Annotated in this window: 18 protein-coding genes; 7 read left to right on the top strand and 11 right to left on the bottom strand. The window is 67.9% G+C overall.

The features are described from left to right. Positions 1–56: 56 nt before the first annotated feature. The 4 genes from AB0I10_RS24820 to AB0I10_RS24805 all read right to left on the bottom strand — a co-directional run bounded on the left by AB0I10_RS24820 (position 57) and on the right by AB0I10_RS24805 (position 4,106). Positions 57–851 (bottom strand): succinate dehydrogenase/fumarate reductase iron-sulfur subunit, encoded by a 795-nt coding sequence (locus tag AB0I10_RS24820; protein WP_363154802.1) that lies wholly within the window; start codon positions 849–851, stop codon positions 57–59. Then, positions 848–2,800 carry a fumarate reductase/succinate dehydrogenase flavoprotein subunit gene (locus AB0I10_RS24815; RefSeq protein WP_363154801.1) on the bottom strand — a complete coding sequence of 651 codons (1,953 nt, stop codon included), beginning with the start codon at positions 2,798–2,800 and terminating at the stop codon, positions 848–850. The genes AB0I10_RS24820 and AB0I10_RS24815 overlap by 4 nt, the downstream gene beginning before the upstream one ends. A gap of 70 nt (positions 2,801–2,870) precedes the next feature. Then, on the bottom strand, positions 2,871–3,698 hold the full coding sequence (locus tag AB0I10_RS24810) for a hypothetical protein (RefSeq protein WP_363154800.1): 828 nt from the start codon (positions 3,696–3,698) through the stop codon (positions 2,871–2,873). Between the two features lie 102 nt (positions 3,699–3,800). Continuing rightward, positions 3,801–4,106 carry a hypothetical protein gene (locus AB0I10_RS24805; protein ID WP_363154799.1) on the bottom strand — a complete coding sequence of 102 codons (306 nt, stop codon included), beginning with the start codon at positions 4,104–4,106 and terminating at the stop codon, positions 3,801–3,803. A gap of 401 nt (positions 4,107–4,507) precedes the next feature. Here AB0I10_RS24805 and AB0I10_RS24800 point away from each other — a divergent pair, with 401 nt between their 5' ends. After that, on the top strand, positions 4,508–6,889 hold the full coding sequence (locus AB0I10_RS24800; protein WP_363154798.1) for an ABC transporter family substrate-binding protein: 2,382 nt from the start codon (positions 4,508–4,510) through the stop codon (positions 6,887–6,889). 279 nt (positions 6,890–7,168) lie between these two features. Beyond that, on the top strand, positions 7,169–9,073 hold the full coding sequence (gene typA / locus AB0I10_RS24795; protein ID WP_363154797.1) for a translational GTPase TypA: 1,905 nt from the start codon (positions 7,169–7,171) through the stop codon (positions 9,071–9,073). Positions 9,074–9,202: 129 nt separating this feature from the next. On the opposite strand, the gene AB0I10_RS24790 is transcribed toward typA, so the two are convergent. The 3 genes from AB0I10_RS24790 to AB0I10_RS24780 are packed head-to-tail and all read right to left on the bottom strand — an operon-like array spanning position 9,203 to position 11,213. Beyond that, on the bottom strand, positions 9,203–9,526 hold the full coding sequence (locus AB0I10_RS24790; RefSeq protein ID WP_363154796.1) for a hypothetical protein: 324 nt from the start codon (positions 9,524–9,526) through the stop codon (positions 9,203–9,205). Beyond that, on the bottom strand, positions 9,523–10,860 hold the full coding sequence (locus AB0I10_RS24785; protein WP_363154795.1) for a hypothetical protein: 1,338 nt from the start codon (positions 10,858–10,860) through the stop codon (positions 9,523–9,525). The genes AB0I10_RS24790 and AB0I10_RS24785 overlap by 4 nt, the downstream gene beginning before the upstream one ends. After that, on the bottom strand, positions 10,857–11,213 hold the full coding sequence (locus AB0I10_RS24780) for a hypothetical protein (RefSeq protein WP_363154794.1): 357 nt from the start codon (positions 11,211–11,213) through the stop codon (positions 10,857–10,859). Before AB0I10_RS24780 ends, AB0I10_RS24785 begins: the two co-directional genes overlap by 4 nt. A 254-nt stretch (positions 11,214–11,467) precedes the next feature. Between AB0I10_RS24780 and AB0I10_RS24775 the strand changes: the two genes are divergently transcribed. From AB0I10_RS24775 to AB0I10_RS24755, 5 genes are read left to right on the top strand one after another with little or no spacing between them, the layout of a single operon-like run. After that, positions 11,468–13,099 (top strand): ABC transporter substrate-binding protein, encoded by a 1,632-nt coding sequence (locus AB0I10_RS24775; protein WP_363154793.1) that lies wholly within the window; start codon positions 11,468–11,470, stop codon positions 13,097–13,099. A gap of 29 nt (positions 13,100–13,128) precedes the next feature. Next, positions 13,129–14,052, top strand: coding sequence for an ABC transporter permease (locus tag AB0I10_RS24770; RefSeq protein ID WP_363154792.1), 924 nt, complete (start codon positions 13,129–13,131; stop codon positions 14,050–14,052). Continuing rightward, positions 14,045–15,022, top strand: a complete 978-nt coding sequence (locus AB0I10_RS24765) for an ABC transporter permease (protein WP_363154791.1) — start codon at positions 14,045–14,047, stop codon at positions 15,020–15,022. The genes AB0I10_RS24770 and AB0I10_RS24765 overlap by 8 nt, the downstream gene beginning before the upstream one ends. An 11-nt stretch (positions 15,023–15,033) precedes the next feature. Continuing rightward, positions 15,034–16,206, top strand: coding sequence for an ABC transporter ATP-binding protein (locus AB0I10_RS24760; protein ID WP_363154790.1), 1,173 nt, complete (start codon positions 15,034–15,036; stop codon positions 16,204–16,206). Then, entirely contained in the window at positions 16,190–17,287 is a 1,098-nt protein-coding gene (locus AB0I10_RS24755) for a dipeptide ABC transporter ATP-binding protein (protein WP_363154789.1), read from the top strand. Before AB0I10_RS24760 ends, AB0I10_RS24755 begins: the two co-directional genes overlap by 17 nt. A 321-nt stretch (positions 17,288–17,608) precedes the next feature. Here AB0I10_RS24755 and AB0I10_RS24750 read toward each other — a convergent pair whose 3' ends face one another. From AB0I10_RS24750 to AB0I10_RS24735, 4 genes are all read right to left on the bottom strand, one after another. Continuing rightward, a complete protein-coding gene (locus AB0I10_RS24750; RefSeq protein WP_363154788.1) occupies positions 17,609–18,778 on the bottom strand; it encodes a dipeptide ABC transporter ATP-binding protein in 1,170 nt (389 codons plus the stop codon). A gap of 16 nt (positions 18,779–18,794) precedes the next feature. Then, entirely contained in the window at positions 18,795–19,856 is a 1,062-nt protein-coding gene (locus AB0I10_RS24745) for an ABC transporter ATP-binding protein (RefSeq protein ID WP_363154787.1), read from the bottom strand. 10 nt (positions 19,857–19,866) lie between these two features. Next, positions 19,867–20,844: an ABC transporter permease gene (locus tag AB0I10_RS24740; RefSeq protein WP_363154786.1), complete on the bottom strand. Its 978-nt coding sequence runs from the start codon at positions 20,842–20,844 to the stop codon at positions 19,867–19,869. A 115-nt stretch (positions 20,845–20,959) separates the two neighbouring features. Continuing rightward, entirely contained in the window at positions 20,960–22,756 is a 1,797-nt protein-coding gene (locus tag AB0I10_RS24735; protein ID WP_363154785.1) for an ABC transporter substrate-binding protein, read from the bottom strand. Positions 22,757–22,813: the final 57 nt, after the last annotated feature.

Below are 22,813 nucleotides of genomic sequence, written 5' to 3'. Positions count from 1 at the left end.
GGCCCGTACGGGATGTCCCGTACGGGCCCGCAGCGCCCCACACCAATCCCTACCCCTTAATCGCGGCGCCGGATCTTGTTTCCCAGCCACACCAGCGGGTCGTACTTACGGTCCGCCGCCCGCTCCTTGAGGGGGATCAGCGCATTGTCGGTGATCTTGATGTTCTCGGGGCAGACCTCCGTGCAGCATTTGGTGATGTTGCAGTAGCCCAGGCCGTGCTCGTCCTGGGCGGTGGCCTTACGGTCCAGGCCGGACTCGGGGGCGGCGTCCAGCGGATGCATATCGAGCTCGGCGATACGCATCAGGAAGCGCGGCCCGGCGAAGGCGGACTTGTTCTCCTCGTGGTCGCGCACCACATGGCAGGTGTCCTGGCACAGGAAGCACTCGATGCACTTACGGAACTCCTGCGAGCGGTTCACATCCTCCTGCTGCATGCGGTACTCGCCGGGCGCCAGCTCCGCAGGCGGCACGAACGACGGGATCTCACGGGCCTTGGTGTAGTTGAAGGACACATCCGTCACCAGGTCCCGTACGACGGGGAAGGCCCGCATCGGGGTGACCGTGATCGTCTCGTCCTGCTCGAAGACCGACATCCGGGTCATGCACATCAGCCGCGGCCGCCCGTTGATCTCCGCACTGCACGAACCGCACTTGCCCGCCTTGCAGTTCCAGCGGACCGCGAGATCCGGCGCCTGGGTCGCCTGCAGACGGTGGATGATGTCGAGGACCACCTCGCCCTCGTTCACCTCGACCTTGAAGTCCTCCAGGCCGCCGCCGTCCGTGTCGCCGCGCCACACCCTGAAGCGCGCCAGGTAGGCCGCGGATTGCTTGACTTCCTGCTGCGCGCTCACCGGCTCAGCTCCTCGTCCGTCAGATACTTCAGCAGCTCGTCCTTCTCGAACAGCCCGAGCAGGTCGGGGCGGATCGGCGGGGTCTCGCGGCGGGACAGCCGGATCTGGCCCAGCGCCGGGTCCGCGTTCGCCCGCTCGCCGTTCGGATCGGCGATCTCGCAGACCAGGTTGACGTTGCGCCAGCGCCGGTCCATCGCCGGATGGTCGTCGCGGGTGTGCCCGCCGCGGCTCTCCTCGCGCTCCAGCGCCGCGCGCGCCACGCACTCGCTGACCAGCAGCATGTTGCGCAGGTCGATGGAGAGATGCCAGCCGGGGTTGTACTGCCGGTGCCCCTCGACGCCGGCCCGCCGGGCCCGCACCCGCAGCCCGGCCAGCCGCTCCAGGGCCTCCCGCATCTCACCCTCCTTGCGGATGATGCCGACCAGGTCGTTCATCGACTGCTGGAGCTCCTGGTGCAGGGTGTACGGATTCTCGGCCGGGCCCGGCTCGTCAGCGGAGCCCTCCTCGACTGCCGAAGCGTCCTCGGCGCTGAAGGGGCGCAGCGCCTCCGCCTCCGCGGCGTCGATCTGCAACGGGTCGGCGGGCGGCCGGTCGGTGACCGACGCCGCGTACTCGGCGGCGTGCAGTCCCGCCCTGCGGCCGAAGACCAGCAGGTCGGAGAGGGAGTTGCCGCCCAGGCGGTTGGAGCCGTGCATGCCCCCGGCGACCTCGCCGGCCGCGAACAGGCCGGGTACGCCGGTCGCCGCCGCGGTGTCCGGATCCACATCCACCCCGCCCATCACGTAGTGACAGGTCGGGCCGACCTCCATCGGCTCGGCGGTGATGTCCACATCCGCCAGCTCCTTGAACTGGTGGTGCATGGACGGCAGCCGGCGCTTGATGACCTCGGCCGGCATCCGCGTCGACACGTCGAGGAAGACGCCGCCGTGCGGGGAGCCGCGGCCCGCCTTGACCTCGGAGTTGATGGCGCGGGCGACCTCGTCACGAGGCAGCAGCTCGGGCGGCCGGCGGTTGTTCTCCGGGTCCTCGTACCAGCGGTCGCCCTCCTCCTCGGTCTGCGCGTACTTCTCCTTGAAGACGTCCGGGATGTAGTCGAACATGAAGCGCTTGCCGTCACTGTTGCGCAGCACCCCGCCGTCGCCGCGTACGGACTCGGTGACGAGGATGCCCTTCACCGACGGCGGCCAGACCATGCCGGTGGGGTGGAACTGCACGAACTCCATGTTGATCAGCGGTGCACCGGCCAGCAGCGCCAACGCATGGCCGTCGCCCGTGTACTCCCAGGAATTCGACGTCACCTTGAAGGACTTGCCGATGCCGCCGGTGGCCAGCACCACCGCAGGGGCCTCCAGCACGAAGAACCGGCCGGATTCACGCTCGTAGCAGAAGGCGCCGGAAACGCGGTCGTCCGTCTTGAGTACACGGGTGACCGTGCACTCCTGGAAGACCTTCAACCGGGCGTCGTACGCGCCGAATTCCCGCTCGTCCTCCTGCTGGAGCGAGACGATCTTCTGCTGGAGGGTGCGGATCAGCTCCAGGCCCGTACGGTCGCCGACGTGCGCGAGGCGAGGGTATTCGTGGCCGCCGAAGTTGCGCTGCGAGATCCGGCCGTCCGCGGTGCGGTCGAAGAGCGCGCCCCAGGTCTCCAACTCCCATACCCGGTCGGGGGCTTCACGTGCGTGCAGCTCGGCCATCCGCCACTGGTTGAGGAACTTCCCGCCGCGCATGGTGTCCCGGAAGTGGACCTGCCAGTTGTCGTGCTCGTTGGCATTGCCCATGCTGGCCGCGATACCGCCCTCGGCCATCACCGTATGGGCCTTGCCGAACAGGGACTTGCAGATCACGGCGGTCCGCATGCCCGCCTCGCGGGCCTCGATGGCGGCGCGCAGACCGGCGCCGCCCGCCCCCACCACGACCACATCCCATGCCTGCCGGTCCACATGCGCCATCAGAAGGCACGCCTTTCCGTAGAAGAGAGTTGAAGGAGAACGGCTTTGGAAGCTGTCCCTGGAAGCGGTCCTAGAAGAACCGCGGATCCTCGAAGGCCCCGGTCGCCAGCAGGAACACATAGAAGTCGGCGAGGGCCACGCTGATCAGCGAGGACCAGGCGAGCAGCATGTGCCGCTCGTTGAGCTTCCCGACCCAGCCCCACATCCGGTAGCGCACGGGATGCTTGGAGAAGTGCCGCAGCCGGCCGCCGACGATGTGCCGGCAGGAGTGGCAGGAGAGGGTGTACGCCCAGATCAGCACGATGTTGACCAGGAAGACGACCGTGCCGAGGCCCATGTGGCCCCATGCGTAGTGCTCGTCGCGGAAGGCGAGCACGGTGTCGTAGGTGAGGATGCCGGCGACCAGTACCGCGAAGTAGAAGAAGTAGCGGTGGATGTTCTGCAGGATCAGCGGGAAGCGGGTCTCCCCGGTGTACTTCTTGTGCGGTTCGGCGACCGCGCAGGCCGGCGGCGAGGCCCAGAAGCCGCGGTAGTAGGCCTTGCGGTAGTAGTAGCAGGTCAGCCGGAAGCCCAGCGGGAAGATCAGGATCAGCAGCGCGGGGGACAGGGCCCACCAGCTGCCGAAGATCTCCCAGTTGGGTCCGCCGCGCATGGTCTCGCAGTTCTCCGCCAGGCACGGCGAGTAGAACGGCGAGACATAGGGCGCGTGGTAGTAGTCGGCGTTCGCGAACGCCCGCCAGGTCGAGTAGACGATGAACGCGAGCAGCCCGGCTGCGGTGACGGCCGGCGCCAGCCACCAGCGGTCGGTCCGCAGATGGCGGGCGGGGATGGCGGCGCGGGAGGCGTCCTGCACGCCGGTCGCGCCCGCTTGCGGTGAGGGTTCGATGTCAGTGGCCAACGTCGGTCTCCGTGAACGGCGCTCCGTCGGGGGCGGCGCTCCGTCGGGGCGAAAACGGGGTAGGGATGGAGTGGGGCGAGAGCAGCCCCTAGGGGACGTCCGCTAGGGCGCGCGCCGGTTCTTGGCGCCGAGGCCCTCCTCGTCGACGTCGGTCCACAGTTTGGAGTCGTAGGGGGTGTCCGGGACCAGCACCATCGCCTCGCTCCCGTTCTTGGCACCCCCACGGCCCGGGGGTGCGGCCGCGACGCTTTCCTTCAGCAGTCCGATGCTTTCGCGCAGGTGGTCCGTATCGCTGCGCACCCGGCGGATCTCCAGTCCGGAGCCGACCTGCTGCGAGAGGCGTTCCACCGACCGGACCAGGTCGTCCAGGCTGCGTTGAGCCGCCGTCAGTTCGTTCTGCAGGGCCATCACGTGCGCTCACCTCCGAAGGTGTGGTGGGCGATCTCATGCGCCCGAGAGTGTCGCGCGTCACAGTAGAGGTTGGGAAGGGGTCTGGCGCGATTACGACTCGAACCGGTGCGTTTCGGCAACCATGCGCCGCGGTGGGGGTCGAACGCCGGTGCGGCACGGCGGTGAACGGTGTGTGACGGGCCGTCGGCTGTGGCCCACGGGACGCCGGATGACCAGGCGTTGGGCCGTGCGGGTGGCCTTGGTACGGCAACCGACGTGTCGGGCGGCCGCCGCATGGTCGGTCGATTTCAGTAGGGGGGCCATAGATGTGATGAGCCGGAAAGTCGGCCGAACGTGGTGCGCCGAGAGGATTCAGGCAGTGGCTCGGCGCGGCGCGGGCGAGCCCGGAGGTAACCGTCATGACCGACCACGTCAGCTCCGACAGCCGCTCAGGCCGCGCGGCGTGCCGAAGGCGCCGCTGTGCCGCGCTCGTCGCGGCGGGGGTGCTGCTCCCGCTGCCCGTGTTGACCGGATGCGGAGACGACGGCTCGGAGTCGTCCGCCACCTCGTCCCAGGACATCGCCCCGGCCGCCCGCGACAAGCTCAAAGCCGGCGGCACGCTGCGCTGGGCGGTGGACGCGATGCCGGCCACCCTCAACGCGTTCCAGGCGGACGCCAACGCGACCACCGGGCGGGTCACCGGTGCGGTGCTGCCCAGCCTGTTCAGCGCCGACGGGCGTGGCCGGCCGCAGCGCAACGCCGACTATCTCGACTCGGCCGACATCAGCGCCCGCGAGCCCCGGCAGGTCGTCACGTACAAGATCAATCCCAAGGCGCGGTGGAGCGACGGCCGGGCGATCGGGGCCGCGGACTTCATCGCGCAGTGGAAGGCGCTGCGCGGCAAGGACAACGCGTACTGGACCGCCCGCAACGCCGGCTACGACCGGATCGCCAAGGTCAAGAAGGGGGCCAACGCACGCGAGGTCAAGGTCACCTTCGGTAAGCCGTACGCCGACTGGCAGTCCCTCTTCACGCCGCTCTATCCCAGGAGCGTGATGGGTGACGCGGACGCCTTCAACGACGCCACACGGAAGCAACTCAAGGTCGGGGCGGGCCCGTTCGCGGTCCAGAAGCAGGACACGGCGAGGGGCACCGTCACCCTCGTACGCAATCCGGGGTGGTGGGGCGCGCCCGCCAAGCTCGACAAGCTGGTGCTGACGGCGCTGCCCCTGGAGAAGCGGCCCGCGGCGCTGGCCGCCGGGGCCGTCGACGTCGCCGACGTCGACCGGGCCACCGCCAAGAAGGTCGGAGACCTGGCCGACGGCGAGGCGAAGAAGGCGGCGGGGAACGGCTCGCTGCACGCCTATGCCGTCCGCAAGGCCCTGGAGCCCGCGTACACCCAGCTCGCCCTCAACGGCAGCAACGGGCCGCTCACCGATGAGCGGGTGCGTCGCGCGGTGGCCCGCGCCCTCGACCGGCAGGCGCTCGCCGACACCGTCCTCAAGCCGGTCGGTCTGCCCGCGCGACCGCTCGGCAGCCATCTGCTGATGGCCGGGCAGCCGGGCTACGCGGACCACAGCGACGCGATCGGCGGCCAGGACGCCGAGGCGGCCAAGGGGCTGCTCGCCGATGCCGGCTGGAAGCCGTCCGATCACCCGCAGCAGGTCGTCCCGCCGCAGCCGGTCCAGCGGCGGGGGGACGTACCGGCTCCCGGCGTATCCGGCGCCGCCGCTTCCGCGTCCGCTCAGCCGGGCTCGGCCGCGGCGTCGAAGCCCGCTGCCTCGGCAGGCGCGGAGACCGGCGACGGCCGGAACCCGGAGGGGCCCGGCGGCGGCCGCACCATCGCGCTCAAGGGGACGGACGGAAAGGCGGACGGCGCCCGGCCGGCTGCAGCCGAGGCCCCGCTGTCGTTCGTGGGCGCGGTGGGCTCGGAGGTCCAGCAGGCCGCCCTGCTGCGGCAGAGCGCCTCGTTCTACAAGGAGGCCGCCGCGACCCAGAAGGAGTCGGCCGGCGGTGACACCGCGTCCGTGGCCTATGCGGACTCCAAGCAGTACACACGGCGGGCGGCGCAGGCGCTCGGCGCCGCCGAGATGATCGAGACCGGGCAGGCCCCGAATCTGCCCGGGGCCGGCGGCAACGCGGGCGCCCAGCCGGGCAGCGCCGCCCAGGGCCGCGAGGCCAGGCCCGCCCAGGCGCAGGCCGCCCCCGTCCCCGCCGCCGAGCGGCCCGCCGCCGACCGGGCCGACACGGCCGCCCGGGTACCCGTCGCGAAGAAGAACGGCAGGCCGCTGGCGCTGCGCTTCGTCCTGCCCGACGGCGCCGCCTCCGAGCAGCTGCGGGCCGTCGGCGGACGGATCGCCAAGATGCTCGGCAAGATCGGCATCACGACCTCGATCGAGAAGGTCTCCGACGAGAGCTACTTCCGGGACCACATCGCCTCCGGCGACTACGACCTGGCGCTGTACTCCTGGCCCGGCACCCCCTACCCGGCCACCGACGGCCGCCCCATCTACGCCAAGCCGCAGCCCGCGGCCGACGGCTCGCTGACCGTCGAGCAGAACTACACGCGGGTCGGCACCGACCACATCGACCAGCTCTTCGAACAGGCCGCGGCCGAGCTGGACGAGGACTCCGCGCGCGATCTCGTGGCGCAGGCGGACGCCCGGATCTGGGCCGCCGCGGGCTCGATCCCGCTCTACCAGCGGCCCGAGCTGGTGGCCACGAAGAAGACGCTCGCCAATGTCGGGGCCTTCGGCTTCGCCGCGCCCCGCTTCCAGGACATCGGGTACCGGGAGGGTTAGGGCCTGTCCGATGGGTCGGGGTCGGGGTCGGGGCCGGAGCTGCGGACGACGAGTGGCGGGAGCTCGGTGAACAACGGCCGGACAGTGGTGAACAGCGGCTCGACGGCAGTGAACAACTGGTAAGAAATCGCAGGTCAGACGGCTTACGTACGGGCTGGGGCGGCCGTTCCGGCCGCAGCCCCGTACCATGGGGTGAGGCCGTGGCGTCTTCTGCCCGGCAGGCACGCGTACCGGACCGTACGCGCCGCCCACCACGATTCCGGGAGAAGCGCCGCCAGTATGCCCACGCGCCATGACATTCGTAACGTAGCCATCGTCGCCCACGTCGACCACGGCAAGACGACCATCGTCGATGCCATGCTCAAGCAGGCCGGTGCCTTCGCCGCCCACCAGCTCGAGTCGGTCGACGACCGCGTCATGGACTCGAACGACCTGGAGCGTGAGAAGGGCATCACGATCCTCGCCAAGAACACGGCGGTGAAGTACCACCCCAAGGACGGCGGGGCCCCGATCACGATCAACATCATCGACACCCCCGGCCACGCCGACTTCGGTGGCGAGGTCGAGCGTGGTCTGTCGATGGTGGACGCGGTCGTCCTGCTGGTCGACGCCTCCGAGGGCCCGCTGCCGCAGACCCGCTTCGTGCTCCGCAAGGCCCTCCAGCAGCGCCTGCCCGTCATCCTCTGCATCAACAAGACGGACCGCCCGGACTCCCGCATCGACGAGGTCGTCAACGAGACCTACGACCTCTTCCTGGACCTGGACGCGGACGAGGACCAGATCGAGTTCCCGATCGTCTACGCCTGCGGCCGTGACGGCATCGCCTCGCTGACCAAGCCGGAGGACGGCACGGTCCCGGCCGACTCCACCAGCCTGGAGCCGTTCTTCTCCACCATCCTGGAGCACGTCCCGGCCCCGACGTACGAGGAGGACGCGCCGCTCCAGGCCCACGTCACCAACCTCGACGCGGACAACTTCCTCGGCCGTATCGCGCTGCTCCGCGTCGAGCAGGGCGAGCTGCGCAAGGGCCAGAACGTCGCCTGGATCAAGCGCGACGGCACCACCGCCAACGTCCGCATCACCGAGCTGATGATGACCGAGGCGCTCACCCGCAAGCCCGCCGAGGTGGCAGGCCCGGGCGACATCTGCGCGGTCGCCGGTATCCCCGACATCATGATCGGCGAGACGCTGGCCGACCCGGAGAACCCGATCGCGCTGCCGCTGATCACGGTCGACGAGCCGGCGATCTCCATGACCATCGGTACGAACACCTCGCCGCTGGTCGGCCGTGGCGGCACCGGCAAGGGCGCGGACGCCAAGGCCGCGGTCAAGGACCGCAAGGTCACCGCCCGCCAGGTCAAGGACCGCCTGGAGCGCGAGCTGATCGGTAACGTCTCGCTGCGCGTCCTGGACACCGAGCGCCCCGACGCTTGGGAGGTGCAGGGCCGCGGTGAGCTGGCGCTGGCCATCCTGGTCGAGCAGATGCGCCGTGAGGGCTTCGAGATGACCATCGGCAAGCCGCAGGTCGTCACCAAGCAGGTCGACGGCAAGACGTACGAGCCCGTCGAGCGCATCACGATCGACGTGCCCGAGGAGCACATGGGCGCCGTGACCCAGCTCATGGGCACCCGCAAGGGCCGGATGGACAACATGTCCAACCACGGCTCCGGCTGGGTCCGCATGGAGTTCGTCGTGCCGTCCCGTGGCCTGATCGGCTTCCGTACGGAGTTCCTGACCAACACCCGCGGTACAGGCATCGCCCACTCCATCCACGAGGGCCACGAGCCGTGGTTCGGCGAGCTGAAGACCCGCAACAACGGCTCGCTGGTCGCCGACCGCGCCGGTTCCGTCACCGCCTTCGCGATGACGAACCTCCAGGAGCGCGGTGTGCTCTTCACCGACCCGGGCACCGAGGTGTACGAGGGCATGATCGTCGGCGAGAACTCCCGCGCCGACGACATGGACGTCAACATCACCAAGGAGAAGAAGCTCACCAACATGCGCTCCGCCTCGGCCGACTCCTTCGAGGCGATCGTGCCGCCGCGCAAGCTGTCGCTGGAGCAGTCCCTGGAGTTCTGCCGCGACGACGAGTGCGTCGAGGTGACCCCGGAGGCCGTGCGCATCCGCAAGGTCGTCCTGGACCAGAAGGAGCGCGGCCGCACGGCTTCCCGCGCGAAGCGCTAAGGGACCGCGCCAAGCGGTGACGCTGCGCTGGGCTTGAGCTGCATTGATGCGCCCCGCCGGACCTCGGGTCCGGCGGGGCGTTTTCGTTGCCGCAACGTGCGTCCGAGGTGGCCACTGCCGCGACAGATGTCACGAGGGGAACAGCCAACGGGCCACCGAGCAGAGCAAGAAGAGAGCCGGCGGGGCGAGCCACCACCTGCTGCGGAGCCAGCGGGTTGCCCGGATGAACGTGGTGAGCGCCAGCACCGTGGCGGCCATTGCGCCGGAAACGACACACAGGACTTGGACGGTGTCTGCCGTCTCGCGGGCGTCCCATGAGCCGTCGGGGGTGATGAGGAGGGCGGCGAGGAAGGTGAGATAGAGGGTGAGGCCGTTTGACGCCAGGAGAAGTGTGGCGCTGATGGCGGCCCCGGCGAGGTCGCCGGGTGTGCGGCGGGTGCGGGGATCGGTCACTTCAGCGCCTGGCTGGAGTCGTTGAAGGTCCTCATGAAGCGTCGGCCGTAACCCTGCGCGGCGTCGCTTTCCCAGTACGGGCCGCCGTTGTAGCGCGCGGCGAGTTCCTGGTATTGCTCGGGGGTCATTCTGTCCGCCGGTACTTCGGCGAATGAACTTTCCGCTTTCAGCTGGGACAGGTACTCGGAGACGATGAAGGCGTTCTGGGCGGGGTCCTTGACGGATTCCGTGACCTGGGACCGCTGCGCATCCGTGAGATGTGCGGGGTCGTAGCCCAGCACTTCGGCCGCACGCCGGATCTGGATGGACATCGGGCCCATGGATGTCTGGTCCGCGTCCTTTCCCACGCCGTGCCGGCGAGCCCAATTGGCAACGTCATCGACGACGGCCGGGTCACCTTCGACCTCCTGCCAGGCGATGCCGGCGAGCATCTCGGGAGGCAGTCCGTTCTCCGCGGCTGCGGCGTTGAGGATCTCCCGGTTGGCGCCGATCCATTCCTTGCGGTGCTCGTCCGAGTCGGAGGGGAGGAGGTAGTTGATCCCCTTTCCCTCGGGCAGGTCGGCACAGAGTTGCCGGATACGGCGCAGGGCGGGGGTCTCGGCGGCGTCGGAGCCGGTCGCGCCCGGGAAGAAGTCGGCCTTCTCGCCGCTGCCGGCGAGATGGGTGTGGGGATCACGGCGGGCCTGGTCCGCTTCGGACTGCAAGGCACCGACGCGTTCCATCAGGCCGGCTGCGTCCTTGAAGTCCGTACGGAATTCAGGGATACGGTCGCGGGCCGAGCGGAGGCTGAACGTGCAGGCCTTCCTGGCCGATTGCTCGGTCTCCAACGCGGCACGGAAGGCGTCGGACGCCTGGCTGTGCCAGTGGTCGGCCTTGTCGCGGATGGCGTCCGCGTCGGTGGTCAGCTCGCTGAGCCAGTCCAGGAAACCGGTCGTCTCGCGCAGATCCTCCCACTGGCGCATGGGCTCCGCGGCTTTGGCCTTGGGGGTGAGGGGGCGTCCTGACCGGGAGAGGAGGTCCGACAGGGCGGATTGGCATTCCTCGCCGGTTTCGAGGTGGCGTTTGGCCCGTTCGACGGCTTCCGCGTAGGTGAGGAGCGCCTTCCAGGCGTTGTGGTAACCGTCCATCAGGCCGGTGGTGAGTCCGTCGACGTCACGGAGCCGGGCGTCGTAATGGGTGCGGGACGCGCTCGTCCAGTCGAGATTCTCCGCCTTTTTGACGGATGGGACCACGGAATGCAGCAGGTCGTACATCCGCTTGAACTCGGCGGCATTGCGCTCGATCAGCGCGGGATTGCAGTCGTCCAGGAACTTGACGTCGGAGTGGTACGTCACGTGTGGGTTCCCTTCGGCGCCTCGCACCTGGCGGAGTCGAGAAAGGCTCGGAAATCGTCGCGTGTTCTTTCGTCGACTGCGGTGTAGTTGTTGCCGGTGGTTTTCAGCGCGGTGGAGAGTGCGGTGAGGAGCAGGACCAGGTCTTGATGCTGGTCGGCGGCGAAGCGTGCGAAGTGGTCGACCTCGGTGCCTACTTCGTGGTGGGAGTGCGGCACGCGCGCCAAGGTGCCGAGGTCTTTGTCGAGGCGGCCTTCTTGGAGCAGGCCGGCAATTTCCACGAGAAGATTCGCGCTTCCGTCTATGGAAGCGGTATTCGCCCCGTATCCATGACTCATGCCACTCATGCCACTCATGCCGCTTATGTCACTCACCATTCCCCCGTGTGACGTGCAACCGTGGCAGGTGATTATGCCTGCCACCCGCCGCGCCGCTCCGGGCGGCCCCGCGCGCCACCGTGGTGACGGGCGGAGTCGGCGGCGTGCAGGTGAGTCCATACGGGGGTTTTCTCAGGTTTTCGGAGCAGTGACGGTCCCTGCCGGAGTGCGATGCGTCCGCGTGTGCGCTCTCATGTCGCCTAAGTGCGACTAAGGACCTGAGGAGGCACCCCATGCGTGGAGCCACGCGCGCCAAGTGGGCCGTATGCGCCGTCGCCGTCGCCGTCGCCGTCGCCTTCACGGCGACGGCCTGTGGAGGCGGCGGTGGTTCGGACAGTGCCGGGGTGGTCAGTTCCTCCTGGGGGGATCCGCAGAACCCGCTGGAGCCGGCGAACACCAATGAGGTCCAGGGCGGCAAGGTCCTGGAGATGCTCTTCCGGGGGCTCAAGCGGTACAACCCGAAGACCGCGGCCGCGGAGAATGTCATCGCGGAGAAAATCGAGACGACCGACTCGAAGAATTACACCGTGACGCTGAAGGACGGCTGGACCTTCAGTAACGGGGAGAAGGTCACCGCGAAGTCGTTTGTGGATGCGTGGAATTACGGTGCCCTGCTGGACAACAAGCAGAAGAACGCTTCTTTCTTCCAGTACATCGACGGGTTCGACAAGGTGCACCCGGAGCAGGGCACACCGACCGCCAAAAAAATGTCGGGGCTCGTCGTGAAGGACGACAAGACCTTCACCGTCAAGCTGAACCAGAAGTTCTCCAGCTGGCCGGACACACTCGGATACGCGGCCTTCATGCCGCTGCCGCAGGCGTTCTACACCGACCACGACGCATGGCTGGAGAAGCCGGTCGGGAACGGTCCGTATGCCGTGGACGCGTACGACAAGGGTTCCGTGATGAAGCTGCGGAAGTGGGACAAGTACCCGGGGGACGATGCGGCGAAGAACGGCGGCATCGATCTGCGGGTGTACACCGACAGCAACACCGCCTATACGGATCTTCAGGCGGGGAACCTTGACCTTGTCGATGATGTGCCGGCCTCGCAGCTCAAGAATGTGAAGGCGGACCTGGGAGACCGGTACATCAATCAGCCGGCCGGGATCATCCAGACCCTCGCCTTCCCCATGTACCAAGCAAATTGGAGCGCAAAGGGCAAGGAGAAGGTGCGGCAGGGAATCTCGATGGCGATCAACCGTGAGCAGATCACCAACGAGATCTTCCAGAAGACGCGGACGCCGGCGACGGACTGGACCTCGCCGGTACTGAAGACCGACGGGGGGTACAAGGAGGGGCTGTGCGGGGAGGCGTGCGAATTCAACCCGGGCAAGGCGAAGCAGCTGATCAAGGAGGGCGGCGGGCTTCCCGGAGGGAAGATGACCATTACCTACAACGCCGACACCGGGTCGCACAAGGACTGGGTCGACGCGATCTGCAACAGCATCAACAACTCGCTGGGCAACGACAACGCGTGCGTCAGCGCCCCGGTCGGTACCTTCGCGGACTTCCGTAACAAGATCTCGGCGAAGCAGCTGACCGGCCCGTTCCGCGCCGGCTGGCAGATGGACTACCCGCTGATCCAGAACTTCCTGCAGCCGCTGTACTACACCGGCGCCTCGTCCAACGACGGCAAGTTCAGCAACGCCGAGTTCGACAAGCTCGTCAACGAGGCGAATGCCGAGACGGACATCGCAGATGCCGTGTCGACGTTCCAGGACGCGGAGAAGATCCTCGCCGAACAGATGCCGGCCATTCCCCTGTGGTACCAGAACGGCAGCGGCGGATACACAGACCGGATCAGCAATGTGACGCTGAATCCGTTCAGTGTGCCCGTTTACAACGAGATCACCGTCAGCTGAGCCGTCGTTCCACAGAACCCGGAGCCCTCATGGGACGCTATGTGATCCGGCGGCTGCTCCAGATGATCCCGGTGTTCATCGGCAGCACGTTCCTGATCTTCTTCATGGTGTACGCGCTGGGTGACCCGGTCGCCGCGATGTTCGGCGACAAGGCACCCGACCCCGCCACCGTCGCCCAGATCCGCCACGACCTCTATCTCGATCAGCCGCTGTGGAAGCAGTATCTGCACTACATGGGGCAGATCTTCCAGGGGAATTTCGGTACCGCGTTCAACGGCCAGCCGGTCACCGAGCTGATGGCCTCCTCCTTTCCCATCACGCTGCGGCTCACCATCGTCGCCATCCTGATCGAGATGATCGTGGGCATTGTGCTCGGCGTGTTCAGCGGACTGCGGCGCGGCCGGACCCTGGACACCTCGGTGCTGGTCTTCACCCTGGTCGTGGTGTCCATTCCGACGTTCGTCAGCGGCTATGTGCTGCAATTCCTGTTCGGGGTGCAATGGGAATGGGTCAAGCCGAGCGTCTCCACGGATGCGCCGCTGGGTGAACTCCTGCTGCCAGGGCTGGTGTTGGCACTCGTCTCACTCGCCTATGTGACCCGGCTGAGCCGGACCTCCATCGCCGAGAACGCCCGCGCCGACTACGTCCGTACGGCCATCGCGAAAGGGCTGCCGAGACACCGGGTCATCTCCCGGCATCTGCTGCGCAACTCGCTGATCCCGGTCATCACCTTCATCGGTACCGACATCGGCGCGCTGATGGGCGGCGCCATCGTCACCGAGCGGATCTTCAATATCCACGGCGTCGGATTCCAGCTCTACCAGGGCATCCTCCGGCAGAATTCGCCGACCGTGGTGGGCTTTGTGACGATCCTGGTGCTGGTATTCCTCGTCGCGAACCTCCTCGTCGACCTTCTGTACGCCGTCCTCGACCCGAGGATCCGCTATGTCTGAGTCGTACGTACCGAAAGAGGCCATCACCCACGGCGACGGCGGCACCGCCGCACTGGCCATGGGGGAGGCGGAGTCGCTGGAGAGGCCCCCGGGAGCGGGACCGCCCGGCGGCGTGTCCACCGGCAAACCGCGCAGCCTCTGGAGCGATGCCTGGCACGATCTGCGCCGCAACCCGGTCTTTGTGGTCTCCGGGCTGGTCATCGTCTTCCTGGTGGTCATCGCGATCTGGCCGCAGCTGATCGCCACCGGCAACCCGTACCGCGCGGATCTGGCCAAGGCGCAGGCGGGCGCCGAGCCCGGCCACCCCTTCGGCTTCGACACCCAGGGCCGGGACGTCTACACCCGGGTCGTCTACGGCGCCCGCGCCTCCATCACCGTCGGCACCTGCGCGACCGCGGGCGCCGCCCTCCTGGGCTGCCTGCTGGGCGGGCTGGCGGGCTTCTACGGCGGCTGGGGCGACAACCTGCTCTCCCGGGTCGCCGACATCTTCTTCGGCATCCCGGTGATCCTCGGCGGCCTCGTGTTCCTCTCCGTCATCACCAACTCCACCGTCTGGCCCGTGGTCGGCTTCATCGTGCTGCTGGGCTGGCCGCAGGTCGCCCGTATCGCACGCGGCTCCGTCGTCACCGCCAAGCACAACGACTACGTACAGGCCGCACGGGCGCTGGGCGCCGGCAACGGGCGGATGCTGCTGCGGCATATCGCGCCCAACGCCATCGCGCCGGTCATCGTCGTCGCCACCATCGCACTGGGCACATACATCGCGCTGGAGGCGACGCTGTCCTACCTCGGCGCGGGCCTCAAGCCGCCCACCATCTCCTGGGGCATCGACATCTCCGCGGCGTCCACGTACATCCGCAATGCCCCGCACATGCTGCTGTGGCCCGCGGGCGCCCTGAGCATCACGGTGCTGGCGTTCATCATGCTCGGCGACGCGGTGCGCGACGCCCTCGATCCCAAGTTGCGCTGAGGAGCGGGGAGATGACGGACAACGACGACCGGCGGCCGACGGGCGGCGACCCCGGGCCGACCACCGACCAACCCGAGTCGACCACCGGCGAACCCCGACTGACCACCGGCAAACCCCGACTGACCACTGGTGAACCCCGGCTGACCACCGGCGAACACAAGCCGGCCACCAGCGAACCCCCGCCCGCCACCGGCAAGCCACCCCTCCTCGACGTACGCGCCCTACAGGTCGAATTCCGCACCCGGGACGGCATCGCGAAGGCGGTCAACGGCGTCGACTGCACCGTGGCGGCGGGCCAGACGCTGGCGGTGCTGGGCGAGTCCGGCTCCGGCAAGTCCGTCACCGCCCAGGCGATCATGGGCATTCTCGACTCGCCGCCGGGCTTCGTGACCGGCGGCGAGATCCTCTTCCAGGGCCGCGATCTGCTCAAGCTGAGCAACGAGGAACGCCGTAAGGTCCGCGGCGCGAAGATGGCGATGATCTTCCAGGACGCGCTGTCCTCGCTGAACCCGGTGCTCAGCGTCGGCGCGCAGCTCGGGGAGATGTACATCGTCCACGAGGGTCTGTCGCGCAAGGCGGCCCGCGGCAAGGCCGTGGAGCTGATGGAACGGGTCGGTATCCCGGCCGCCAGAGCGCGGGTAGGCGACTATCCGCACCAGTTCTCCGGCGGAATGCGGCAGCGCATCATGATCGCGATGGCGCTGGCACTGGAACCCGACCTGATCATCGCCGACGAGCCGACCACGGCCCTCGACGTCACCGTCCAGGCCCAGGTCATGGACCTGCTCGCGGAACTCCAGCGCGAGTTCACCATGGGACTGATCCTGATCACCCACGACCTGGGGGTGGTCGCCGATGTCGCCGACACCATCGCGGTGATGTACGCGGGCCGGATCGTCGAGACCGCCCCCGTCCACCAGCTCTACAAGGCACCCGCGCACCCGTACACCCGCGGCCTGCTGGACTCCATCCCCCGGGTGGACCTCAAGGGCCAGGAGCTGTACGCGATCAAGGGCCTGCCGCCCAACCTGACCGCCATCCCGCCGGGCTGCCCCTTCAACCCGCGCTGCCCGATGGCCCGGGACGTCTGCCGCACCGATCTCCCGCCGCTCTACGAGGTGGGGCCCGGCCGGGCCAGCGCCTGCCACTTCTGGAAGGAGACGCTCGATGGAGCACGTCGATGACGGTGCCGGGGGCGGTGCCGGGGGCGGCGCCGGTACCGGCGGGCGCGCAGCCGTCGGCGAGCCGATCCTGGAGATCCGCGACCTGGTCAAGCACTACCCGCTCACCCGGGGCATCGTGATCCGCAAGCAGATCGGCGCGGTCAAGGCCGTGGACGGGGTCTCCTTCGACCTGCACAAAGGCGAAACGCTCGGCATCGTCGGCGAATCGGGCTGCGGGAAGTCGACGGTCGCGAAGCTGCTGGTCGGCCTGGAGCAGCCGACGGCCGGTCAGATCCTCTACCAGGGCGAGGACATCAGCAGGCTCTCCGGCCGCGCGATGAAGGCCGTACGCCGCAACATCCAGATGGTCTTCCAGGACCCCTACACGTCCCTGAACCCCCGGATGACGGTCGGCGACATCATCGGCGAACCGTATGAGATCCACCCCGAGGTGGCCCCTAAGGGAGACCGCCGGAAGAAGGTGCAGGATCTCCTGGACGTCGTAGGGCTCAACCCCGAGTACATCAACCGCTACCCGCACCAGTTCTCCGGCGGCCAGCGTCAGCGCATCGGTATCGCCCGCGGCCTCGCGCTGCGCCCCGAGATCATCGTCGCCGACGAGCCGGTCTCGGCGCTCGATGTCTCCGTCCAGGCGCAGGTGGTCAATCTGCTGGAGCAGCTGCAGAACGAATTCGACCTGTCCTACGTCTTCATCGCGCACGATCTGTCCGTCGTCCGCCATATCTCCGACCGGGTCGCGGTGATGTACCTCGGGCGGCTCGCCGAGATCGGGACGGATGAGCAGATCTACGAGCATCCCACTCACCCGTACACCCAGGCGCTGCTGTCCGCCGTGCCAGTACCTGATCCGGAGGCCCGCGAGCGGCGGGAGCGCATTCTGCTGGTGGGGGATGTCCCGTCGCCCGCCGATCCGCCGTCGGGCTGCCGCTTCCGTACGCGCTGCTGGAAGGCGCAGCCGCTGTGTGCGGAGGTGGTCCCGCCGCTTGCCGTCCCCGAGAAGTTCCGCGACAGCGACCGGCCGGACAAGCACGATTCGGCCTGCCACTTCGCGGAGGAGCGGGACGTGGTGGCCAGCGAGTAGGCGCACGAGCCGAGGGGGCGGCCGTACGAGCCGAGGAGGCAGCCGTACGAGCCGAGTAGCCGTACGAGCCGAGGGGCAGCCGTACGAGCAAAGGGGGTGTCCGGCCTGATGGACCGGACACCCCCTAAGGCGTGGGCGAACGCATCCCGTAGGGGATGCAGAGGCCCCCTGCGGGGCCACAACGCGGGGTCACCAGGCGGTATTCCCATGACTCACCACGTGATCGGTAAGTCGCCGCCTGGCGACACCAGGTCAAGCCGCTTAGCGACGCCAGGTCAAGCCGCCTGGCTACGCCAGGTCAAGCCGCTTAGCGACACCAGGTCAAAGCGTCTTGCCGGTCTTGCCGGTACTGCCGCCGTTGCCGCCCTTGTCGGCCTCCGCCGCGCCCTCCTCGATAGCCGCCAGCGCCGGGTCGAGCACGATGTCCTCGCCCCGGGCCGCGGTCGTCGGCTCCTCGGGGAAGTGGCAGGCGGTGAGATGCCCCGCCGTGCTCCCGGTGAGCTGGACGAGCGGCGGCTCCTGCGTCGCGCACTTGTCCTGCGCCTTCCAGCAGCGGGTACGGAACCGGCAGCCGGAGGGCGGGTTGACGGGGGAGGGGACGTCACCGGCGAGGCGGATGCGCTCGCGCCCCTCCTCGTCGGACTCCACCAGCCGGGCCTCGGGCACGGCCGACAGCAGGGCGTGGGTGTACGGGTGGCGCGGCCGGCCGTAGATCTCGTCGCGGTCGCCCACCTCGACGATCTTGCCGAGGTACATCACCGCGACGCGCTGGCTGAAGTGCCGCACGATCGCCAGGTCGTGCGCGATGAACAGGAACGCGATGCCCAGCTCGCGCTGGAGCTCCTGCAGCAGATTGACGACCTGCGCCTGGATGGACACATCGAGCGCGGAGACCGGCTCGTCCGCGACGATCAGCTTCGGCTCCAGGGCGAGCGCACGGGCCACGCCGATGCGCTGCCGCTGGCCGCCGGAGAATTCGTGCGGGAAGCGGTTGTAGTGCTCCGGGGTGAGGCCGACGGTCTCCAGGAGCTCGCGGACCCGCTTCTCGCGGCCGCCGGGCGGGTTGATCCCGTTGATCTCCATCGGGCCGCCGATGATCGTGCCGACCGTCTGCCTCGGGTTCAGCGAGGAGTACGGGTCCTGGAAGATCATCTGGATCTCGGAGCGCACCGGCGCGAGCTGCTTGCGGTTCGCGTGGGTGATGTCCTGGCCCTGATACGTGATGGTGCCGGAGGTCGGGTCCATCAGCCGGGTCAGCAGCCGTCCGGTCGTGGACTTGCCGCAGCCCGACTCGCCGACCAGGCCGAAGGTCTCGCCGGCGTGCACGGTGAGGTCGATGCCGTCGACCGCCTGCACCGCGCCGACCTTCCGCTTGAACGGAAAGCCCGCGTGGATCGGGAAGTGCTTGGTCAGCCCGTCGGCGACCAGGAGCGGTTCGCCCGGCGCGGCATCGCGGGGCTGGGGGAGGGTGACACTCTCGGTTGCGTTCATGATGTCTGGTCGCTCCCTAGCCCAGCCGGGGCTTGATCTGCTCGGTGAAGAAGGTCTGCTTCTGCTCGGCGCTCAGGTGGCAGGCGGCGCCGCGCCCGGCGGGCAGCGGCGGACGCTCGTCCTGGCAGCGGGTGCCGCCGACCTCGCTCACGAAGGCACAGCGGCTGTGGAACGGGCAGCCGGACGGCGGGTCGAGCAGGCTCGGCGGGGAGCCTGGGATCGGGATCAGCGGCTCGTCGACGCTCGCCGTCAGCCGCGGCATGGAGCCCAGCAGGCCCCAGGTGTACGGGTGCTGGGGCCGGGTGAGGATCTCCTTGACGGAGCCGCGCTCGACGGCCCGGCCGGCGTACATCACCAGCAGGTCGTCGGCGGTGTTGGCGACCACACCCAGGTCATGGGTGATCAGGATGATCGCGGAGCCGAACTCCTGCTGGAGGTCCTTGAGCAGGTCCAGGATCTGTGCCTGGACGGTCACGTCGAGGGCGGTGGTGGGCTCGTCCGCGATCAGCAGCTCGGGGTTGCAGGCCAGCGCCATGGCGATCATCGCGCGCTGACGCATACCGCCGGAGAACTGGTGCGGATAGTCGTCCACCCGCAGGTTGGGCTGCGGGATGCCGACCTTGGTCAGCATCTCGATGGCGCGCTGCCGGCCCTCGCGCTTGCTGGCGCCGGTGTGCTTGATGAACGGCTCGGCGATCTGGCGGCCCACGGTGTAGTACGGCGACAGCGCCGTCAGCGGGTCCTGGAAGATCATCGCCATCTTGTTGCCGCGGAGCTTCTCCAGGGTCCGCTCCTTGGCCCCGGTCAACTCCTGGCCGTCCAGCAGGATTTCGCCGCCGATGTCGGTGGACTTGGGGTTGTGCAGTCCCAGGACGGCGAGGTTGGTGACGGACTTGCCGGAGCCGGACTCGCCGACGATGCCGAGCGTCCGGCCGCGTTCCAGGTCGAAGGAGAGACCGTCCACCGCCTTGACGATGCCGTCCTCGGTGGAGAACCGCACATGCAGGTCGCGTACGGAGAGAAAGGCGTCCGATCCGGTCGGGACCGGTGCACCCTCGGTTTTGGTGAGTGTGGTCACTGGTGGCTCCCTAGGACAGACGCACGCGCGGGTCGATGAACGCGTAGCAGGCGTCCACAACGATGTTGAAGAGGATGATGAAGGCCGCCGCGAAGAGCATCACGCCCATGACCGTCGGCAGGTCGGTGTTGAGCACCGACTGCATCGAGAGGGTGCCCAGGCCCGGCAGGGAGAACGTCACCTCGGTGATCATGGCGCCGCCGAAGAGCGTTCCCAGGTCGATGCCGAAGATGGTGACGATGGGGATGAGCGAGCCGCGCCAGGCGTAGCGGAAGAAGACCGTACGGGCCGACATGCCCTTGGCGCGTGCCGTACGGACATGTTCCTCCTGGAGCTGTTCGATCATCGCGGAGCGCGCCATACGGGTGTATTGCGCGGTGAAGATGATGGACAGCACACACCAGGGGATCAGCAGCCCCATGAACCATCCTGCCGGGTCCTCGGTGATGGGCACGTATTTCGGCTGCCCCAGCAGGTTGGTGTTGTAGACGAGCAATGCCAGCACGATCGGGCCGATGAAATAGATCTGCATGGAACTCAGCACCAGCGAGGCGGAGCTGAGGACCTTGTCGATGACCGTGCCCTGCTTCCAGGCGGCGAGCATTCCGGTGCTCAGACCGACGAGCAGGAAGACGACGGCGCCGCCGATGGTGAGCGAGAGGGTGATCGGGAAGCGGTCGACGATGGTGGTCCAGACCGCGTCGCCGGTGGCGAAGGAATAGCCGAAGCACGGTGCCGGGCAGGGCCCTTGGGCGAAATCGCGGCCGGTGATGATGCCGGACATGAAGTTCCAGTACTGCACCGGAATGGGCTGGTCCAGGCCCAGGTTCTTGTGAATGATCGCGAGTGCGTCGGGGCCGCAGTTCCTTCCGCAGGCCAGCAGCGCGGGGTCCCTTGGGGCGGCGAAGAAGAGGAAGAACGTGAAGGCGCTGATGAGCAGCAGAATCACGATCGCGCCGAGAGACCGGCGGAAGAGGAATCGAAGCATGGCAGATCGCAGCTCTCGTGGGGCAGCGGAATTGTGGGGGAGATGAGGGGCGCCGGTGTGCCCGTCCTATGGGACGGGCACACCGAGCGCCTGAGTAACCGGTGCGAGTGCGCGGTTACTTCTTGAGGTACAGCTTGGTCGCGTCGACGGAGCTGGTGATGTCGTTGTTCACGACGCCGCCGACCTTCGAACCGTGCAGCTGGATCTGCTTGTAGTAGAAGGTCGGGATCTGCGGCAGGTCCTCCTTGAGGATCTTCTCACCGAGTGCGAACCATTCGTCCGCGGCCTTCTTCTGGTCCGTGATCCCCTCGATGCGGTCGATTTCCTTGTTGGTCGCGGGGCTGTTGTACAGCGAGTAGTTCGTGCCGCCGTCCTGGATCTGGCGGCCGTCGTAGACCGACGGGAGTACCGTCAGCGCGCTGGGCCAGTCCGCACCCCAGGCCGAGGGGTAGATGTCGAACTGGTTGTCCACCTTGCCGATGACGTCGTAGTACGTGTCTGAGGGCAGTTCCTTGTTCTGGACGTCGAAGCCGGCCTTCTTCAGGTTGTCCACCACCGCGACCGAGTACTTCGTGGGCTCGGCCGCCGTGTTGTGGGCGTAGGTCAGCTTCATGCCGGTCTTGCCGGCTTCCTTGAGGAGCTTCTTGGCCTTTTCGATGTCGCCCCGCGGCTTCTTGAGCTTGCCGTAGGGGTCGATGTCCTTGTAGCCGGTCAGCGTCGGGCTGATGTAGCTGCCCGCCAGCTCGCCGCCGCCCGGGGTGCCGTACGCGTCGAGAATGTGCTGCGTCGGCAGCGCGTGGGCGATGGCCTCGCGGACCTTCTTGTCCTTCAGGCGGCGCATGTTGAAGTTCATCACGCCGACGTAGGGCTGGTAGCCGGAGGTCGAACGCTTCTTGATCTTCGGGTCGGTGGCGACCTGCTGCATGCTGGGCGCGTCGACCTGGTTGGTGAAGCTGATCGCCGTCTGGTTGTCCGGGTTGTCGGCCATCAGACGCTGGGTGGAGTCGGCGAAGGACACGCTGAACTGGACGTCGAACTTGTCGACGTATTGGTGCCGCGAGATGTCGGACTTCGGGTCCCAGTGGGTGTTCTTGACCAGCGTGATGCCCTTGCCGTTCTTGAACGAGCCGGGCTGGATCTTGTACGGGCCCGAGGAGACCGGGGCCTTGTCGTACTTCTCCTTGGTGTCCTTGCTCTTCTCGACCGCGCCGTAGCCCGCCATGGCGAGCGCGTAGGGCAGGTCGCTGACCGGCTTCTTGAAGTGGAAGACGATGGTTTTGTCGTCCGGTGTGTCCAGGACGTCCTTGGGCAGGTGCTTGCCCTCGTACGGGCCGCCCTTGAGGAGCTTGCGGTAGTCCGTCGAGTCGGCGAGCCAGCGCTGGAGGTACGTCGGGCCGCTGGAGATGTAGTCCGCGAACGTCCGCTCGACGGTGTGCCGGATGTCGGCCGAGGTGATCGGCTTGCCGTCCTCGAACTTGATGCCGTCCTTGAGCTTGTACGTCCACGTCTTGCCGCCGTCGGACTTCTGGCCGCTGTCCGTGGCGAGGTCGCCGACGACGGTGTACTTGCCGTCGTTGTCCAGGTGGTACGTGGTGAGCCTGCGGAAGAGCAGGGTCGACACGGCGCCCTGGTCGGAGACGTAGATCTGCGCCGGGTCCAGGTGGGCGAAGGTGTCGCGCTGGTAGACCTTGATGGTGCCGCCGTTTCGGGCGCCGGGCACCGGCTCGGCCGGCCCCTTGGAAGCCGCCGCGTCGCCGAAGGTGATCTGTGCGCGCTGCTTCTCGGCGTGCTTGCGCGCGTCGTCGTCGGCCGCACCCTGGCTCGCGCCACTGCTGCACGCGGTGAGGGCGAGTGCCCCCGCGGTGAGGGCGACGATCGCGGCGTGCGCTCTGCGCTTGCGGACGTTGCTCATAGTGTTGGAAGCACCTGCCTGTCGTTGATCCGATGCTGCTGCCTGACTGATGCGGTG

Origin of the sequence: Streptomyces sp. NPDC050636 (assembly GCF_040654775.1) — a bacterium.
In the GTDB taxonomy this organism is placed as follows: domain Bacteria; phylum Actinomycetota; class Actinomycetes; order Streptomycetales; family Streptomycetaceae; genus Streptomyces.
The sequence above is the reverse complement of the archived record's forward strand: the minus strand, read 5'-3'. Positions and strand labels throughout refer to the sequence as shown.

Excerpts from the sequence above, each read along its gene's own strand:
- AB0I10_RS24815 (WP_363154801.1), bottom strand. The coding sequence starts at position 2,800 with ATGGCGCATGTGGACCGGCAGGCATGGGATGTGGTCGTGGTGGGGGCG.
- AB0I10_RS24805 (WP_363154799.1), bottom strand. The coding sequence starts at position 4,106 with ATGGCCCTGCAGAACGAACTGACGGCGGCTCAACGCAGCCTGGACGAC.
- AB0I10_RS24800 (WP_363154798.1), top strand. The coding sequence starts at position 4,508 with ATGACCGACCACGTCAGCTCCGACAGCCGCTCAGGCCGCGCGGCGTGC.
- typA (WP_363154797.1), top strand. The coding sequence starts at position 7,169 with ATGCCCACGCGCCATGACATTCGTAACGTAGCCATCGTCGCCCACGTC.
- AB0I10_RS24780 (WP_363154794.1), bottom strand. The coding sequence starts at position 11,213 with ATGAGTGGCATGAGTGGCATGAGTCATGGATACGGGGCGAATACCGCT.
- AB0I10_RS24775 (WP_363154793.1), top strand. The coding sequence starts at position 11,468 with ATGCGTGGAGCCACGCGCGCCAAGTGGGCCGTATGCGCCGTCGCCGTC.
- AB0I10_RS24770 (WP_363154792.1), top strand. The coding sequence starts at position 13,129 with ATGGGACGCTATGTGATCCGGCGGCTGCTCCAGATGATCCCGGTGTTC.
- AB0I10_RS24765 (WP_363154791.1), top strand. The coding sequence starts at position 14,045 with ATGTCTGAGTCGTACGTACCGAAAGAGGCCATCACCCACGGCGACGGC.
- AB0I10_RS24760 (WP_363154790.1), top strand. The coding sequence starts at position 15,034 with ATGACGGACAACGACGACCGGCGGCCGACGGGCGGCGACCCCGGGCCG.
- AB0I10_RS24755 (WP_363154789.1), top strand. The coding sequence starts at position 16,190 with ATGGAGCACGTCGATGACGGTGCCGGGGGCGGTGCCGGGGGCGGCGCC.
- AB0I10_RS24750 (WP_363154788.1), bottom strand. The coding sequence starts at position 18,778 with ATGAACGCAACCGAGAGTGTCACCCTCCCCCAGCCCCGCGATGCCGCG.
- AB0I10_RS24740 (WP_363154786.1), bottom strand. The coding sequence starts at position 20,844 with ATGCTTCGATTCCTCTTCCGCCGGTCTCTCGGCGCGATCGTGATTCTG.
- AB0I10_RS24735 (WP_363154785.1), bottom strand. The coding sequence starts at position 22,756 with ATGAGCAACGTCCGCAAGCGCAGAGCGCACGCCGCGATCGTCGCCCTC.